This is a genomic window from Pedobacter sp. N36a (genome assembly GCF_014472395.1).
In the GTDB taxonomy this organism is placed as follows: domain Bacteria; phylum Bacteroidota; class Bacteroidia; order Sphingobacteriales; family Sphingobacteriaceae; genus Pedobacter.
The window spans coordinates 313,490-331,990 of sequence record NZ_JACSZW010000006.1; the positions used below are offsets into that span (position 1 = coordinate 313,490).

At 41.6% G+C, this 18,501-nt stretch carries 13 protein-coding genes; 1 reads left to right on the forward strand and 12 read right to left on the reverse strand.

What is annotated here, in order from left to right; all coding sequences use genetic code 11:
* Window positions 1-2: 2 nt before the first annotated feature.
* On the reverse strand, window positions 3-872 hold the full coding sequence (locus H9X96_RS14265; RefSeq protein ID WP_187666935.1) for an aldose 1-epimerase family protein: 870 nt from the start codon (window positions 870-872) through the stop codon (window positions 3-5).
* Between the two features lie 50 nt (window positions 873-922).
* On the opposite strand from H9X96_RS14265, the gene H9X96_RS14270 reads away from it, so the two are divergent.
* Entirely contained in the window at window positions 923-3,280 is a 2,358-nt protein-coding gene (locus H9X96_RS14270) for a PAS domain S-box protein (protein WP_187666936.1), read from the forward strand.
* Window positions 3,281-3,367: 87 nt separating this feature from the next.
* Here the strand turns inward: H9X96_RS14270 and H9X96_RS14275 are convergent, their stop codons facing one another.
* The 11 genes from H9X96_RS14275 to H9X96_RS14325 form a co-directional block, all read right to left on the reverse strand.
* Complete coding sequence (locus H9X96_RS14275; protein WP_187666937.1) at window positions 3,368-4,786, reverse strand: efflux transporter outer membrane subunit; 1,419 nt, start codon at window positions 4,784-4,786, stop codon at window positions 3,368-3,370.
* A gap of 2 nt (window positions 4,787-4,788) precedes the next feature.
* Window positions 4,789-7,944, reverse strand: a complete 3,156-nt coding sequence (locus H9X96_RS14280; RefSeq protein WP_187666938.1) for an efflux RND transporter permease subunit — start codon at window positions 7,942-7,944, stop codon at window positions 4,789-4,791.
* Between the two features lie 26 nt (window positions 7,945-7,970).
* Window positions 7,971-9,155 (reverse strand): efflux RND transporter periplasmic adaptor subunit, encoded by a 1,185-nt coding sequence (locus H9X96_RS14285; RefSeq protein ID WP_187666939.1) that lies wholly within the window; start codon window positions 9,153-9,155, stop codon window positions 7,971-7,973.
* A 124-nt stretch (window positions 9,156-9,279) separates the two neighbouring features.
* Window positions 9,280-10,038, reverse strand: coding sequence for a LytTR family DNA-binding domain-containing protein (locus tag H9X96_RS14290; protein WP_187666940.1), 759 nt, complete (start codon window positions 10,036-10,038; stop codon window positions 9,280-9,282).
* A 10-nt stretch (window positions 10,039-10,048) separates the two neighbouring features.
* Window positions 10,049-11,125 carry a sensor histidine kinase gene (locus tag H9X96_RS14295; protein WP_187666941.1) on the reverse strand — a complete coding sequence of 359 codons (1,077 nt, stop codon included), beginning with the start codon at window positions 11,123-11,125 and terminating at the stop codon, window positions 10,049-10,051.
* Between the two features lie 265 nt (window positions 11,126-11,390).
* The gene (locus H9X96_RS14300) at window positions 11,391-11,588 is read right to left on the reverse strand and encodes a YtxH domain-containing protein (protein ID WP_062547638.1); all 198 of its coding nucleotides are present in this window, start codon (window positions 11,586-11,588) and stop codon (window positions 11,391-11,393) included.
* Between the two features lie 161 nt (window positions 11,589-11,749).
* The gene (locus H9X96_RS14305) at window positions 11,750-12,745 is read right to left on the reverse strand and encodes an MlaD family protein (protein WP_187666942.1); all 996 of its coding nucleotides are present in this window, start codon (window positions 12,743-12,745) and stop codon (window positions 11,750-11,752) included.
* 4 nt (window positions 12,746-12,749) lie between these two features.
* A complete protein-coding gene (locus H9X96_RS14310) occupies window positions 12,750-13,523 on the reverse strand; it encodes an ABC transporter ATP-binding protein (protein WP_187666943.1) in 774 nt (257 codons plus the stop codon).
* Window positions 13,524-13,534: 11 nt separating this feature from the next.
* Window positions 13,535-14,344 carry an ABC transporter permease gene (locus tag H9X96_RS14315; RefSeq protein ID WP_187666944.1) on the reverse strand — a complete coding sequence of 270 codons (810 nt, stop codon included), beginning with the start codon at window positions 14,342-14,344 and terminating at the stop codon, window positions 13,535-13,537.
* Between the two features lie 155 nt (window positions 14,345-14,499).
* On the reverse strand, window positions 14,500-16,674 hold the full coding sequence (locus tag H9X96_RS14320; protein ID WP_187666945.1) for a S9 family peptidase: 2,175 nt from the start codon (window positions 16,672-16,674) through the stop codon (window positions 14,500-14,502).
* A gap of 3 nt (window positions 16,675-16,677) precedes the next feature.
* Window positions 16,678-18,438 carry an LTA synthase family protein gene (locus H9X96_RS14325; RefSeq protein WP_255431122.1) on the reverse strand — a complete coding sequence of 587 codons (1,761 nt, stop codon included), beginning with the start codon at window positions 18,436-18,438 and terminating at the stop codon, window positions 16,678-16,680.
* Between the last annotated feature and the right edge of the window lie 63 nt (window positions 18,439-18,501).

Here is an 18,501-nt window from a genome sequence, read left to right on the forward strand (position 1 = left end):
CCTTAAAAACAAGTAACCTCCCAATGCCTGGACCATTCTTTTCCAGGCGCGAGCTGAATAATACCTTCTTTCTTACTGAGCTCCTGATCGTGAGCAATGCCATCAGCAATGCCGCACCAAGGTTCCAGACATATAAAGTCAGCGTCTTTCGCTGCCCAGATTCCGAAAAATGGAAAGCCTTTGAATTGAAAATCCAGACCATGCTCGTCTTTTAGACTTTTCAAACTGATCTTATTACTTTTCATATCTTTCAATACCAAAGCATCCTGATAGAACAATTCATGCGTTAAATTAAGTTTTTCTGCCTGTAAATGGATAGGCTCAGTTTCCTCCTCGATCAGGTTATCCGTTACCTGATGTACATTCAATTGCGTATCCTTATTAAACTCTAGGTAATAATCGCTATAACTTAACTCGGGTTGAAGTGGTAAACGGAAAGCAGGGTGGCCGCCAATGGAAAACCACAAATCATTGTCTCCGGTGTTTAATACTTCATAACTGCAGCTCAGCGTATTTCCAGTTAATCGGTAACGTAAGCCCAGCTGAAACTCAAAAGGATATACTTTTAGGCTTTCCTGATCTTCTTTCAGCAGAAATAACACTTCATCAGGGCTTATTTTATGAGCTTCAAATTCCCGGTCTCTGGCAAAACCATGTCTAGGGAGCTGATAGCTTTTCCCCTCAAAAAAGTAAGTGTCTTCCTTTAATCCCCCAACGATAGGAAATAAAATCGGACTAAACTTTCCCCAGAAATTAGCATCTCCAGTCCATAAATATTCTAAGGCGGTTTCCTTGTTTTCTAAACGTTGTAATTCTCCGCCTTTAGTGGAGAAAGTGGCAGAAATTTGTGCATTATCCAGAGAAATGATCATAGGTAAAAGTAAAAATTAAATATTACATTTAGACTCCGCTTGGCAACAAAATGAACCTAGAGAAAAAACTATCTTCCAGTACCAATATTTTATTTAAAAAACCCAAAATTACCGGCGCGGTGATTTCGTTATTACTGATCTCTCTGATTCTTTATGTCTCCAATCAGCGCTATCGTATGGTTAAAGACGATCAGCGGTTGGAAATGACCCGTGTTTTAGATGTGGTCCGGTACAATGTAGATCAATCCCTTAAAAACAGTTATACAGCAGCGTTAACACTGGGCTTAACCATCAATAAAGATGGGGTTCCTAAGAATTTCGATGCTGTTGCTGCGCAGTTGTTGATCTCTAATCCTAATTTACAAGCAGTGGAAATGGTACCTGATGGTATTATTAAATACATCTATCCTTTAAAAGGGAATGAAGCAGCTTTAAACTTGAATGTATTTAAGCTTTCTAAAGAAATTAGTGAAGAAGCAAAAAAGTCTATGGAACATCGAAAGATGTATTTCGCCGGGCCATTGGAGCTGAAGCAGGGTGGAATAGGCATTGTTGGGCGGATGCCGTTGTTTTTTAACAATAAGTTCTGGGGCTTTTCAGCTGTAGTGATCAAGCTGGATACCTTTTTAAAGGAAGCAGGAGTGAAGGAAGTGACGGAAAAACGTTATGCCTTTCAATTGTCGAAGGTAAATCCGGTAAGTGGTAAGGAAGATTTTTTTATGCCGGAGATCAGCATCACGAAAGATGCTGTTCAGGAAAGTGTGTCTTTTTCTGATGGCAATTGGAAATTATATATGAGGAGTATTCCTAGCTACAAACCCTATCTGAAAATTATATTTCCCACCATATTTGCCATTTTTCTTGCCGGACTCAGCGGTTTTCTGGTTTCTATGGTATTCAAAAGGCCTGCCGAACTGGAACAACTTGTACATGATCAGGCGGGGAGATTATTGGAAAATGAACTGAAGTTTAAAACCATATTCGATCAGGCGGCAATTGGAATCATGGAGGTGGATTCCAATACCGGTGCCTTACTTCATGTCAATTCAAGACTCTGTAAAATTCTTGGGTATTCCGCTGAAGAGCTGGTCATGAAGCATTTTTATACCCTGAGTCATCCCGATGATCTGGATAACGGACTCAATTATTTTGAGCGAATGGAAAGCGGTGAGATTTCTGAATTTGAACTCTTGAAAAGGTATTTACATAAAGATGGAACAGTGGTCTGGGCAAACCTGATGATTACGCCATTGTGGCTGCCGGGAACTAAACCAACCAGTCATATTGCGATTGTTGAGGATGTGACGGCAAGGATGGAAGCAGAGCGTATTGCAGTAGAGTACAGGCAACGTATTGAGTCCTTGATTAATACCATTGATGGGATCGTTTGGGAGGCAAACCCCTTCACTTTTGAATTTGCTTTTATCAGTGAGAAATCAAAAGACATTCTTGGCTATACCAGCGACGAATGGCTGGCATCACCTACTTTTTGGGTAGATCATATTCATCCGGAAGACAGAGAATACCGTCTGCATTATTGTTATGCCTTTTCCGATAAGCTGGAACAGCATGATTTTGAATACCGTATGATTGCGAAAGATGGCAGTATTGTTTGGTTGAGAGACATCGTGAATGTGGTGATTACTGATGGAAAGGTGGTGATGCTGAGGGGAATTATGATTGATATCACCAAGAACAAGCAGGCGGAAAAAGATTTAAATCACTCTTTTGACTTGGTGACTGAGCAGAATAAAAGGCTGTTGAATTTCTCCTATATCGTGTCTCATAACCTCCGTTCTCATACCAGCAACATTCAATCTATTTCCGCATTGATTGAATCAGCTACCACTAATGAAGAGAGAAATGAAATGGTGGCCTTGTTGAAAACAGTGTCGAATTCCTTGAATGAAACATTGCTGAATTTAAATAAGGTAGTCAATATCCAAACAAACATCAATGTGATTGTAGAGCCTTTAATGCTTTATGAATACATCAATAGAACACTGAGCGTACTGCACGATCAGATTGTACTGAAAAAGGCTTGCATCTTGAATAAGGTACCACCAAGTGTATTGGTGAATTATAATCCCGCTTATCTGGAAAGTATTCTGCTCAATTTCATTTTTAATGCCATTAGGTACAGTCACCCGGAACGTCCACCCTTAATTGAGCTGACTTGTCAGCAGGAGGAACAAGTGGTGCTGAAAATCAAAGATAATGGAATCGGAATGGACCTGGAAAAGCATGGTGCTGAGTTGTTTGGAATGTATAAAACCTTTAATGGAAATGCAGACTCCAGAGGCGTAGGACTATTTATCTCTAAAAACCAGATCGATGCAATGGGAGGGAAGGTGACCGTAGCCAGTGAGTTTGGTACGGGAACAACTTTTGAAATCTACTTCAAATAACAAGGGCTTATACATAAAAAAAACTGCGATGCTTTAAGGGCATCGCAGTCAGGTTATTCATTTTTTGTGTGGTATACGAAGTGTCAATTATGGATTGATTCCACCACCTAATGCAGTGTAAAGTTCTACATCAGCAGCCAGGCGCTGACGTTTCAGGTCGCTCAGTTCCAATTCGCTTTTCAGCAAACTTCCCTGTGCAAGAATCACCTCCAGATAGGTAGCCATACCGCTTTTATACAGCATATCTGCATTTTTTATGGTCGAACGTAAGGTGTTGACGCGACGTTCTGCCAATTCCAGCTGTTCTTTTAATCGGGTCGATTTAGTTAAAGCATCAGCAACTTCGGTCACTGCTAAAAGCACAGTTTGTCTGAATTGTAACACCGATTTCTCTCTTTCTACTTTCGCGATTTCGAACCTGGTTTTTAACAGGCGACGCTGAAAAATTGGCTGCGTAACAGATTCGGCAACCATCCCAAACAGAGAGCCAGGAATGTTAAACCAGTTGCTGGCTTTAAAAGAGTTCAATCCAGCCTGTGCGGTAATGTTTAATGCTGGATACATGCTGGCTTGCGCAATACCAACCGATTCGTTGGCGGCACGTAAGGCATATTCACTGGCTTTTACATCTGCACGGTTGCTCAATAGGGCTACCGGATAACCGGTAGAAATTTGGACCGCCGGATTAATTTCATGTAGTTTTTTTATGCGGTGAACTGATGCTGGAAGTGTCCCTGTCAGCTGACTTAATGCATTTTCCTGAATGCTGATCCCTTGTTCTAAGGCTGGTACCAATTGCTCTGAGCTGAGTTTTTGTGCTTCCGCCTGCTGAACAGCAAGGATGGTAGTTAAACCGGCATCCCATTGCAGTTTTGTCATCTGCAAAGTGCTGTCATTTAAAGCAACTGTACGGTTGGCAATGCGTAATTGTTCGTCTAGCATCAATAGGTTATAATAGCCCGTGGCCACACTGGATACCAGTTTGCTGCGGATCAGTTTGGAGGCTTCCTGGGTTTGAAGGTACTCAGCAAGTGCTTTGCCTTTCATGCTGCTCAGTTTTCCCCACAGGCCAATTTCCCAGGATACATTTAATGCGGCATTGTAATCCTGAATAGTGCTGGAGCTAAAAAATTGTCCCATACTTAAGCCATTCAAACTGTTTTTCGAAGGCCTGTTGGTATTGGCCTGGATGTTTAAACCCAGTTCCGGTAAGAAATTTACTTTTGCTTCCTTTAAACTTTGGTTGGCGCCTTCAATATTTTTCATCGCAATCAGCAGGTCGTAGTTTTTAGTGTTGGCACTGTCAATCAGCTGCTGTAAAGCATCGTCATTAAAGAAGGCTTTTGTACTCAATATGGCTGCGCTCGTCGAATCCGCAGACTGCTGTGCAGGCCGATATTCCGCCGGTAATGCGGTTGCCGGGCGCACATATTCTTTGCCCACCTTGCATCCTGTAATCAGGATGGCAAGGGTAGCGCAGGTATATAATTTTTGGGGGTAATTCATGATTAATGAGATTTGACCTGTGGGTCGTTTTCTATTCCCGGTTTCCCGGTTATTTTTTCCTGTAAAGACTGGAATACAACAAAGAGTACTGGAATGATAAACAATCCCAGAATTACTCCTGCAAGCATTCCACCGGCAGCACCAGTACTGATCGATCGGTTACCCATTGCTGATCCACCGGTAGCAATCATCAAGGGGGTCATACCTGCAATGAAGGCCAGGGAAGTCATTAGAATCGGTCTTAAACGTAGTCTTGATCCTTCTAATGCTGCAGGGATCAAATCCATGCCTTCTTTTCGGCGCTGTAAAGCAAACTCAATGATCAGAATCGCATTTTTAGCCAATAAACCAATCAGCATGATCAATCCGATCTGTACATAGATATTGTTGTCAATTCCAGCAATCTTAATGGCAATAAATACACCTAATAGACCAGTAGGAATGGATAACATTACTGCCAATGGCAAGATATAACTTTCATATTGGGCAGCCAGCAGGAAGTATACAAACAATAAGCTCAAAGCAAGGATGAATACCGTTTGTGATCCCGAAGATTTCTCTTCTCTGGAAAGGCCATTCCATTCGTAGCTGTAGCCGTTTGGCAGCCTTTCTGCGAGTAATTTCTCTACTTCATCCATGATCTTTCCATTGCTGACTCCGGGCTTGGCGATGGCATTGATGGTGATGGAATTGAACAGGTTATAGCGGTCTACAGATTCTGGTCCATATACTTTTTTTACGGATACCAATTCACTTGCAGGCACCATGTCACCTTTGGCATTCTTTACAAATACCATGTTCAGAGATTCTTTATCTGTTCTGTAAATGCCATCTGCTTTCACATTGACACGGTAATATTTACCGAAACGGTTAAAGTCTGAAGCCTGAGAACCACCGTAATATACTTGTATCGTGCTCAGTAAACCTCTGACACTTACGCCCAGTTGCTTGGCTTTTTGGTCGTTCACTTCCAATTCAAATTGCGGGTAATCCGCTTTAAAGGTGGTAAATGCAACCGCAACGCCATCCACACCAAATAGTTCACCGACAATCTTGTTGGCCACTTGGCTGAATTTCTGCAGATCACCACCTGTACGGTCCTGTAGTACGAACTCCACACCACCAATGGCACCATAACCGGCAACCGGAGGCATACGGAATACACTCACTGTTCCTTCTTTCAGGGTCGCCATTTTTGCATTGACCATCCCTAATACTGCGTCCATATCCTGTACTTCACCTCTTTCTTTTGGTGCTTTCAGTTTCACAAATCCCAATCCATAAGCCGGACTCGCCGAGTTACTCATGATGTTAAATCCAGATACACTGGTGGTAGTTTTTACCGATTCAAAAGATTTGAAGGTAGAGTCTACCTTTTTAATGAACTTAGTAGTACGGTCTAAACCTGTACCGGAAGGCATCGTTAAGGAATAAATCATGAAACTATCGTCCTCCATCGGTACAAATCCTTTAGGTGTGGTATTCAGCATCCAAAGGGTAATTCCGGTAACGACTGCCAATCCGCCTAAACTTACCCATTTGAACTTGATCAGCCATTTTAGGCTGCCAATGTACTTTGCTGTCATTCGGTCAAATGAAGTATTGAAAGCCCGGAAAAAGCGCTGAGAAAAGCCTGTTTTCTTTCCTTCTTTTTCCGCATGCGGATTCTTTAAGAACAAGGCACATAATGCCGGACTTAAGGTCAGTGCATTTACCGCAGAAATCAGAATCGCAATGGCCAGAGTAAAGGCGAATTGTTTATAGAAAATTCCTGAAGAACCTTCCATGAAACCAATAGGTAGAAATACTGCCGCCATCACCAAGGTAATCGATACAATCGCTCCTGTGATTTCACTCATCGCAGAATAGGTAGCTTCGCGGGCAGTTAAATCAGAGCCTTCCATTTTCGCATGGACAGCCTCTACCACCACTATTGCATCATCGACTACAATACCAATGGCAAGTACTAATGCAAATAAGGTCAGCACGTTCACAGTAAAGCCAATCAGCTGCAGAAAGAAAAACGTACCAATAATTGCTACCGGAACGGCAATAGCGGGGATGAGGGTAGACCTGAAATCCTGCAGGAAAATGAATACCACAATAAATACCAGGATAAAGGCCTCTATCAAGGTTGTTTTTACCTGGCTGATCGATTCATCCAATCTCTCTTTTGTACTTTGAATAATTTCATAGTTGATGCCTTTCGGGAAATCTTTCGCCGCTTTAATTAAAGATTTACGGACCGCAATTTCAATCTCATTCGCATTGGAACCACTGGCTTGTAAAATACCTAAGGTGACCGCGTCCATACCATCCATTTTTGTATCACTGGAATAACTGGCGGCACCAAATTCAATCCGCGCAACGTCTTTTAAACGGAGTACACCACCATCAGCGGTAGATTTGATGATCAGATCTTCATATTGCTCAGGTAAGTTTAGCTTGCCTTTGTATTTTACGACATATTCTATTGCTTCTTTCGATTCTTCTCCGAATTTTCCCGGAGCCGTCTCTAAACTCTGATCTGAAATTGCTTCCGTAACTTCTCTTGGCGTTAAGTTGTTGGCCGCCATTTTCTGCGGGTTTAACCAAACGCGCATCGAGTAATCTTTGGAACCGAACATCTGGACCTGACCTACACCCTGAATCCTTTTTAGCTCAGGAACAAGGTTGATCTTGATGTAATTCTGCAGGAATTTCTCATCATATTTTGTGCGGTCTTCACTATAAACGTTGAAGTACATCACATTACTGTTTTGTTGTTTGGAGGTACTGATCCCTGCCTGCAATACTTCCGGGGGCATCTGACTGTTGATCTGCGCGACACGATTTTGTACGTTTACTGCCGCCTGATCTGGGTCTGTACCTTGTTTAAATACAATGGATACTGAAAAGGAACCGTCATTACTGGCAGAAGATTTCATATAGTCCATGTTTTCTACCCCATTGATGGATTCTTCCAACGGGGTGATGACAGAACGGATAACCGCCTCAGAGTTTCCGCCGGGGTATACACCGGAAACGAAAATGGTAGGCGGCGCAATGTCGGGAAACTGGGTAATCGGCAAACGGGTAAGGCCTACTATCCCCAGGAGGACCAGGAGGACAGAGATCACCGTTGCCAATACCGGCCTTCTTATAATAGATTGTAACATGTGGTTTTTGATATTAAATTGGTAAATTATTGAGCGCGGTAAACGCTGTCCGCATTTAAGGGTTTCGGCTTAATCTCCGCCTCTTCTGTTAAACCATCTAGTCCTGAATAAACAATCGTTTCTCCTTTTTTAAGGCCATCTTTAACCAGATAATTGTTGTCGCTTTTGCCAGAAATATTGATCGCTCTGCGTTCTAACTTATTTCCTTTTCCTACCAGGTAGACAAAAATTTTGTCCTGAATATCCATTGTAGCGGCTTTAGGCACCATGACTACTTGTTCGTGCTGCTCTTCCAAACGGATTTTTCCGGTGTTTCCTGAACGCAGTAATCCTTGAGGATTTGGGAACATTGCCCTCAGACTGATTGATCCGGTGTTTTTGTCGAACTGACCATCTACCAGCTGAATTCTTCCTTTTTCAGGGTAAGTACTGCCATCGGCTAGTACCAAGGTTACAGGAGGAAGTTTTTTTAGTTTCTCCGTCATGTTTGCACCTTTAATCTGTGCATTAAACTGGAGAAAAGCAGGCTCGCTCATGGAGAAATAAGCATACACATCTTTCGTGTCCGAAAGAGTAGTCATTGGTTCCGCATCGGCTTTGCTGATCAGGTTACCCACTCTTTTGGGGATTTTACCGATGAAGCCGGAAATTGGCGCTTTAATCAGCGTGAAACCAATATTGATCTTTGCTGATGCAATCGTTGATTTTGCTTGTGATACCGCGGCTTGTGCCTGATTGTAATTGGCCTCTGCAGTACTTAGCTGTACTTCAGAAATCACCTTGTTTTGTACTAATGGCTTGATTTTATTCACTTCAATCTGAGCAGTACGCAAGCTTGCTTTTGCAGCTTCCATGGCTGCATTGGCCGTATTCAATTGTTCCTGATACACACGATCATTGATTTTAAATAAAGGCTGACCAGTTTTAACGTAGGCACCTTCATCTACAAAGATTTTGTCCAGGTAACCGTCTACCTGCGGGCGAATGTCAACATTTACCCTGCCTTCAATGGCAGCACTATATTCATTAAAGGTAACCGCAGCTTGTTCCAGCACAGCGATAACCGGGATTTCCGGTGCTGGTGGCGGAGTTCCGCCTGCTTGTTCCTGTCCAGCTTTCGATCCACAGCTGCTGAAAAACAAGGCCGGAAAAAGTAGGGACAATAGCAAGAAATATCGGGTATTGTTTCTAAAGTTTTTTGGGAAAAACATCTCTTTTATAATTTATGTTTATTTAAAATGTCTGCAAACATAAATTGTATCCCGCGCGAAAATGCCATTACTTGACTGAAATGGATATTTTAGGTGCTGAAACGTAGAAAAACTATAACCGAAATTATCGGTCGAGCCAGGCTTTAAGTTGCCCGGACTTCTCCTTGCTGATGATGATTTCACCAGCAAGCGGGTTTTTCAGAATGACCTTCAGTTTGCCGTTGAAATAGTTATGAATGGAGTAGATGCTGTTGATGTGAATCATATGCTGACGGTTGGCGCGGAAAAAACAAACCGGGTCTAACTGATCCTCCAGTTCATCCATCGTGAAGGGTACGATCAGATCGGTCTGGTCGTCCAACACCAGGTGTGTGATTTTATGCTCAGAATAGATGTAGTCAATGGAAGAAACGAGAATAGTTTTATAACCGTCTTTATAGGGTAGAAGGAATCTGGAACGGTAAATTACTGATTTTGATTTGATGTAATCTACCAATTGGTCCAGGGCTTTATTGGGGTTTGTTTCCTGTATCACATGGTCATACATGCACAAAGCTTCTTTTAGCTCGGCCTTTTCTACGGGCTTAAGTAAATAAGCCAGGCTGTATATTTTAAAGGCGCGGAGGGCATATTCGTCATAGGCGGTGGTGAAAATTACCGGGCAATGAAGCTCCACTTTTGGGAAGATTTCAAAGCATAAACCATCTCCCAATCTGATGTCCATCAGGATTAAATCTGGATGCGGATACTGGGTCAGAAAGTTCACGCTTTCTTCCACACTGCCCAATACACCCATAATATGTACGTCTTCTCTCAATTCCGCCAGCAATTTAATCAGTCTGTTGGCATTGGGCTTTTCGTCTTCGATGATTAGAATGTTCATATTTCGGGGACTATAATGGAAGTAAAGGTAAGTAAACCGCAAAAGACTCTTCGTTCTCTAAAATATATGGAAGATCCTCAGATAACAAGGCGTACCTGCTTCGTATATTTTGTAAGCCGATCCGGGCAGAAGGAATGGAAAGTTTGATTCTCTGCAGGTTATTGCTCACTACAATGTGGGAATCGGTATTGTAAATTGCTATGAGTAAGGGGCTGCTTTTAGTCGCCGCATTGTGTTTGATCGCATTTTCAATCAGCAGCTGTAAGGTGATGGGAGGGATGCCGCGGTCATCGTCATTACTAATGTCTACGGAGACAATCACATTTTCTCCATAGCGGATCCTGATGAGGTATAAATAAGCATCGACGAATTTGAGCTCTTCTTCCAGCGAAACAATGTCTTTTTTAAGATTTGCAATCATGTACCGGTACACTCTCGATAAATTTCTCAGGAACACCTCTGCTTTTAACTGATCCTCAGAAATCAGCTCCGAAAGAGTACTGAAGTTGTTGAACATAAAATGAGGATCGAGCTGCAGCTTTAGGGATTGCAGTTCGGCCTGCATGGCAATCTCTTTGAATTCTGCTGTTTTCAATTTCAATTCTGTGGCTTCCATCATGGTGGCCGTCCACTTTTGTAAAAGAAAGTTTCCGGTAGTCACTGCACTGATCAGGATCCCCATAATCACACATACATAGACGAATTGAATGCTGTTCAGCTCTTCTTCGAAAGTCGGTTTTTCTTTATAGGTATATACCAATGATCCTATATAATACAAGAGCACCATCAAAATGATGACGAATACGATTTGCGTGAGCAGCTGGATGCTGAAGCGCATAAAAGGACGCTCTGTCCAGGGAATTACTTTATCCAGCATGGAAGAATTGAATACACTCAGCTCAAAAATTAATACGCAGAAAAGGAGTGTTAAGCTGGCATCTGTAATGATTTCTAAGGCAGGTCTCTCAAAATATAGCTGATAATAAGGGCTATAGGGATTGAGGAAATAAGACAATAAGTTCAATACCACAAAGATCAAGGGAATCGTAATGAAACGAAGGTGTCTGTTTAGAGGTTTAGAAAACATTGTACGGGGTTTCAGCATATTTCCTATGTGGTGATTTTAATCGGCAAAATACATAAAATGCGCTTTATAATAGAGGAGGGGCTCAGTTGCTTGCCTGGTTTTGGGACAAAAATAATAAATACAGCCGGGTGGCAATGTCTGTTTTTTACTCAAGCTGACCAAATCGGCAACCCAAGCGGAGAAATGAATTACCCAACTGCCGGGAAAAGCAAAATCCACTAGTGTTGAAGTAGTGGATTCCGTTGATTTTTAGAGTTAAGGCCGTTTATTCCTGATAAGGATCTGTGGTTTGACGATATTGCTGTTTCAGGTCATTTCCAAATTCTTTCGCTTTATCCAGCCATTCCGGGGCCTGTTCTGTCAATTCGTCGACAAGAGATTTTCCGTTGGTGCCTTTTTTTGTGGCATATTTTACAGCCCCATAAACTGCTGCACCGATAAGTAGAGATTTGAGTAGGCCCATAATGGTATGTAATTTAAGATTAATTGCTTCCCTATAAAAACAATACAAGTGTCCAATAGTTTTGCCTTTTACAAAACAATAGATTGACCTGGTACAGAAAAGGCCTGCTCCTATTGTTTTCGAACAACTGGAGCAGGCCTTTTATTTTTAGAAACCTTATTTTAAGGTTGTACTGGCGTTTTTGCGGCCTCAGCTTCTGCTTTAGCTTTTTTCTTGAAGAAACCTCTCAATAAAAAGTTATGCTGTAAAGCTTCCATGTTTTGATCCAGTTTCTTGCTGCTGCCTTCCAGGTTCTGCATGATTACCCTGATCTGATCTGCTGCTTTCTGGTCGTTTAATAAGAGACCCGCGGCATTGTCGCTCTGGTTTAATTTCGAACTGGCTTTATTCAGGTTGTCTGTTAAAGCTGCTGCAGAACTTGCGGTTTTTTTCAGCTCATTCACTGAAGCTTGTAATTGTGAAAATACCATCGTATCGGTCAGCATTTTGTCTGCTAAGCCACCTTTAGTATTCATCTTTCTGGTGAAAGTGTTGAGGTCTGAAGCCATTTTATTGGCCGCTTCTGTGGTCACTTTTAAGTTCTGTACGATCGCTTTAAAGTTATCTGCAATCTGCTGATCTGCTAGTAAAGCACCTGCAGCACCTTTTCCCTCTACCAGGTTTTTAGCTAGGATTTTAAAGTCTGAAGTTACATCTACCAGGTTTTTATTGTTGACCTGGAAGGTTTTCATAATGTCATCCGTAGAAAGTGCATTGCTGGCTTTTAAGCGATCTCCTTCTTCCACAAAAGGGAATTTAGGCGTACCACCAGTCACTACGATGATTTTATTACCAATCAACCCGTCAGAGCTGATGGTTGCGGTGGCATCTTTATGGATGTATTTATGTGCTTCTTCTTCAATGCTTAAAAATACCTGAACCTGTGAAGTGCCAAAGAACTGGATCTTTTTGATCGTTCCGACTTTTACGCCTGAAAACCAAACATTGTTTCCTGCTTTTAATCCCTGGATATCATTAAAAACAACATCAACAGTAAAGCTTTTTACAAATGTCTTTTTCTGGCCTCCCAACGTAAAAACTCCTAATACAAAAATGAGTAGTCCAAGGAATACGAATACTCCTACTGTTACTTTGCGACGCGTGTCTGTTACCTGCATATGGTTATTGTATAAAATTATAATCGTAAAATGGTTTTACCCGTTCATCATTGGTATTGAATACCTCATCAAAGGTTCCCTGACGTTCAAATTTGCCGTCAAGTAACATGGCCACCCGGTTGCCCACTGCTTTTGCGCAGGTCAGGTCGTGTGTGATGACGATAGAACTGGTATGGAATCTTTCCTGTACTTCATTGATAAGGTTATTGATCTCTAAACAGGTAATCGGGTCTAATCCCGCAGTAGGCTCATCATATAACATCACTTCCGGTTGAAGGATCAATGTTCTGGCGATGCCCACCCTTTTTCGTTGTCCGCCAGAAAGTTCTGATGGCATTTGATTGATGGTTTGAAGTAATCCTACTGCATCAAGCACACGCTCTACTGCATTGTTCACTTCTCCTTTTGTCAGGTTTCTCTGGTTCCTCACTAAAGGGAATTCCAGATTTTGCCTCACGGTCATACTGTCGTACAGCGCGCTGTTTTGAAAAGAGAAACCAACTTTTAAGCGCAGGGCCAAAAGTTCTTTGTAACTAATTTCATCCACCATCTGGCCAAGTACCTTTACAGCACCTTGATCCGGTGTTAGCAGCCCAACAATAATCTTAATCAATACTGATTTTCCTGTTCCTGATTTCCCAAGCACCACTAAGTTTTCACCTTTGTACAGATCTAGGTCTACGCCTTTAAGGACGTCATAGGTACCGAAGGATTTGTATAATCCATTGATCTCTATTACTTTTTCCTTATCCATATTGGTGGGTTTCTTTTGTTCCATTATTTATAAGATCAAGACCTGAATAAACCAAAAAACTGTACCGAAATTACCTCTTCAATAAAGATGAGGAACATCCCAATGACCACTGCGGAGTTGGCCGCTTTACCTACACCCTCTGTTCCTTTGGAAGAATTATAACCCTGATAGCAGCCTACAATTCCAATGGTAAAACCAAAGATAATGGCTTTAACGGTGGATGCGGTGATGTCTAAAAAGGTGATTTGTTCTAAAGAAGCTTGGAAAAATGCTCTTGCACTGGTGTCCTCAAATAGGGAAACGTTAAGCAAGGCACCTAACATACCCACCATTGCGGTGTAAAAAGTAAGAATAGGAATGGTGATGGTGGAAGCGAGGACTCTGGTCGTTACTAAAAATTTAAAAGGATTGGTAGCCGATACTTCCATGGCATCAATCTGCTCTGTTACCCGCATAGAGCCTAGCTCGGCACCAATACTGGAGCCTACTTTTCCAGCTGCAATGAGTGAGGTCAGGAGGGGAGCAAGGGTTCTGAGTAAGGCAATTCCGACTAAAGAAGGCAGCCAGGAAGTGGCACCAAATTCTGCCAGTGAGGGTCTCGATTGTTTTGTAAATACAATACCTGTAATAAATCCGGTTAAGGAGATCAAAGCCAGGGAACGATATCCGATGTCATAACATTGGCGCATCAATTCTTTTCCTTCATAAGGAGGAAGAAATCCTTCCTTGAAAAATCGGGTGACGAACTGACATACGTCATAAAGTGTCAGGAACATCCTGGTGATTTTTCCAGGCGGCTTGGCTTGTTTTTGTAGAATGGCTGGATTTTCAGCTTTGTTATCCATTAATGTGTATCGATGTGTTCAGATAATAGGTGTTATAACAGAGATGTGCAACCCTTATCAAAATTTGCGCCATATTAGCGATATTATCCAGATTCTGGTGTTTTAGTAAAAAAAAATGGCCTGTAAATTACAGACCATCCTTTTAATTATAGGAATTATTTTCCTCCCGGAGGACAGTTTTTCTTAAGAAAGTCGGTGTAAGTCAGCGATAAATGCTGGAAAGTACCATCACCTTCACTAATGCTGTGCGTACGGTTAGGGTAAGACATCATTTGAAAAATTTTACCGAATTTGATCAGCTCATTCACTAACATTTCGGCATTCTGGTAATGCACATTGTCATCCCCAGTACCATGAACGTATAATAAGTTGCCTTTTAGGTTTTTCGCATAGCTGATCGGTGATCCTTTTACATACGCTTCAGTAGTTTTCAAAGGAGAACCCATATAGCGTTCCTGATACACATTGTCGTAAGTCAGCTGATTGGCAACCGCTGCAATCGCAATTCCAGTTTTGTAAATCTCAGGATATTGGAAAAGCAGGTTTAAAGTAGATGATCCACCACCACTCCATCCCCAAACAGCAACTCTTTCTTTATCTACAAAATTCCATTCCAGGATTTTTTTAGCAGCCATAGCCTGGTCGCGGATGTTTAAGGTACCAATAGATTTATAAATGCTTTTACGCCATTCTCTACCTTTTGGAGCTGGTGCGCCACGGTTTTCTACTGAAATATAGATGTAACCATCTTTTGCCATATCACCATTGTACAAGAAATTACGTCCTGCACCATAAGTGTCCGTTACGGTTTGTGAAGCGGGTTCGCCATAGACATAAAATACCACAGGGTATTTTTTTGTGCGGTCGAAGTTGTCTGGTTTTTTCATCCATCCATCCATCGTTACGCCATCTTCCGTGGTTACTTTAAAGAATTCTACCGGATTTTTCTGCGCCCTGATTCTACCCAATTGATTGGTGATGCTGCCTTCCATGGTGAAAGGATTTAAAGTCGTCAGTTTCATCCATTCCGTAATCGTAGGTACAGTTGCACTTCCATAACTGTGGCGTGCAAACATTCCATTCGGAGAGATTTCATAATTGTGGGTACCTGGAAGTATAGATGGGGTTACCATCTCTGGTTTGCCGCCACCGCTTAATTTTGTTTTGTATAAATATTTCTGAGTCGCATTGTCTGGAGAAGCCATGTAGTAAAACCAATTGTTTTTCTCGTCTACTAAAGCAGTTTCGATCACATCAAAATTACCTTTTGTGATCAGCGTTTCTTTTTTACCATCTTTACTGATGCGGTATTGATGGCGCCAGCCGTCTTTTTCACTCGACCAAAGGAATTCTTTTCCACCATTTACCCAATTCCATCCCTGACCAACATCAATCCAGGCTTTATCAGTTTCTGTGTAAATATTTTTTACGGCTCCTGATTGTGCATTGGCAACAAACAGTTTACTTTCATTTTGTTCTCTATTCAGTTGCTGAAGAATCACCTCATTGGTATTCGGAATCCAGTCCATTCTAGGAATGTAATTTTGAACCTCAGAACCTGGTACGCTCAGCCATTTGGTAGCTGCGGTGTTAATGTCTACGATACCAACTTTACAAGCAGATGGATTTTGTCCTACTTTAGGGTATTCAACCGGTACATTGAAAGAATATATGGAATCTGTATTGTTAATCATCAAAAAGTTTCTGATGTCACGAGCATCTAACTGCCAGTAGGCAATCGTGGCACCGTCAGGGCTCCATCTGAATCCATCTCTGCAATCAAACTCTTCTTCATACACCCAGTCGAACGTACCATTGATGATGCGTTCTGTACCGTCAGTAGTCAGCGCTTTTGTGCTGCGAGTACTCAAATCATCTACATAGATGTTGTGCTTACTCACATAAGCCACTTTATTTCCATCTGGTGAGAACTTGGCGAACATCAATGAAGATGCTGGCTGGTCCTTACCAATTTTAATCATTTCTTTTGTTTTCAAATCGGCTACGAAATAATCACCACGGGTTTCATATCTCCATACCTTTTTGCTGTTCGTATACAGGAGGATTTTAGTCCCATCCGCAGAAATCTCAAAATCTTTAATGGCGCCTAAACCTTTACTGGCATTGGCATATAAGAAACTAGGATCCAGAATGATCTTTTCCTCGTTTTTAGGAAGGGTAACGGCTACAATACCCGATTCTTTGATCTGATAATAAGAATTGCCATCCTTGGCCCATCTAATGTCAGATTGTTTTTGTGCATAGCTTTGTCCGAAACTTCCTAGAATAAGGAGGAAAGCCAGTTTAAAAAAAAGGTTTTTTAGGTTCATTTTTTATAGTGCTATAAATTGCTGATATACATTTTGAAGGTAAGCTTTCGCCAGGTCTAACCGTTTCTCGGTACCTTCTTTGTCCTTGTCGTTACTATTAAATAAGGTCATCTTTCCTACATTATCAAAGGTAACACATTCTTCATTGTCAATAAAGCCCATGCCATTGTCCCAGCTAAAATATGCGAAAGGTTTGGTATAAGGGTTCAACAGGTTTTTACTCCATTTAAATTCTTTAGCAGTGATATTTAATTGTGCAAGTAAAGTGGCGGCAATATCTACTTGTGAGCCAACACGGCTGTATTTTTTTCCTCTGAACTCTTTTTTGATGACTTCCCCAAAAAACAAGAGTGGAATGTGGTAACGGCCGGGTGTTGAAATATCGTCACTTTGTTTAGGCAGTAAATGGCCATGATCCGCCACAAATACAAATAAGGTATTGTTGTACCAGGGCTGTTTTTTAGCGTTGTTTAAAAAGGCGTTGATACAAGAGTCTGTATAGTAAGCCGTACTTTTAAACTGCTCCACATTGTTGGAATTGCCAAATTTTGATTTACCGGGCAGGGTGTAAGGTTCGTGATTGGTCAGCGTCAGCAAGGTGGAATAGAAAGGCTGTTTTTCTGTATTCAGGTCTTGCAGCTGCTTGTCAAAGACAGCCTCATCATATTGTCCCCAGAAAGATTTCGGGGCATTTCCGGTAAAGTTATTTTTATCGATAAGCCTTTGATAATCATGACTGAGGATAAAAGCTTTGTAATTGTCGAATTCGGACTCTCCTCCATAATAGAACGAAGTATGGTAACCATTTTTGGCCAGCGAACTGGAAATGGCGGGTAATTTCTGCAATTTCTCTGGCCATTTCACGATGCTGCCTGCAGCAAGTGTAGGGAAACCCGCCAGACTGGCAATAAGGCCTTTATCCGTGCGGCTTCCAGAGGCATATAAATTGTCAAATAATACTCCCTTATTGATTAACGAATCAAAATGTGGGGTAATGCCTGATTCATTGCCAAGTGTTTTTGTAAGATCGGCAGTAAAACTTTCAATAATGACCATGACCACATTGGGTCTGCTGGTGGTTAAAATAGCAGTTGTGCTGTCTTTCTCTGCCGTATAGAGGTTTTGAATCAGCTCATCTGCTTTTTTAGGATCCAAGGATATATAAGGATTATGACTGGCCATTTTTTCAGAAAGTGCACTTCTAAGCAAGTTCCACTCTGTGTTTACAGCAGCATGGTTGAGCAATTGCTCCTTGGAGAAGTAAGCCATACTTTGTGTAATCGGTGAGCCTTTGAAGCCTCCACGGATAAACATAAAAGTAAGCGCAAGCAATAGCACTGAAATTAAGCTGCGCAGCCAGATTGGTGATTTCTGAAAAGAAAGCTGGTTGGGAATCAATCGCTTTTGTAAGAAATATCCACCAGCAATGAGCAGTATCAGTATAAATAAAGATAGTGCAATAGGGGAGGAAGCGCCGGAAGCCATCGCTTCTCCTGGCGAAGAAAAAGCAAAGCCGATAGCTTTGGCATTCACTTTAGTTCCCCATTCGCGGTAAATGTTAAAGTTGACAATAGAAAGGATGCTGAATATCACCAGCAATATTAAATTGTAGATAGAAATCCATTTGATATTTACGGATTTCGAACCACTAAACAGCGATACCATATAGCCAAAAAGCGGAATGACAGCAAGGTATGCCGTCATCGATAGGTCTAATAGTAAGGCGTGGTAGAAAGTAGCCATGGCTTCCGATAAGGGAACCATGGCTAGCTTTTTATGGTAAATTAGAAGGAATATCAACCGGTCGGTAAAGAAAAATAACAACCA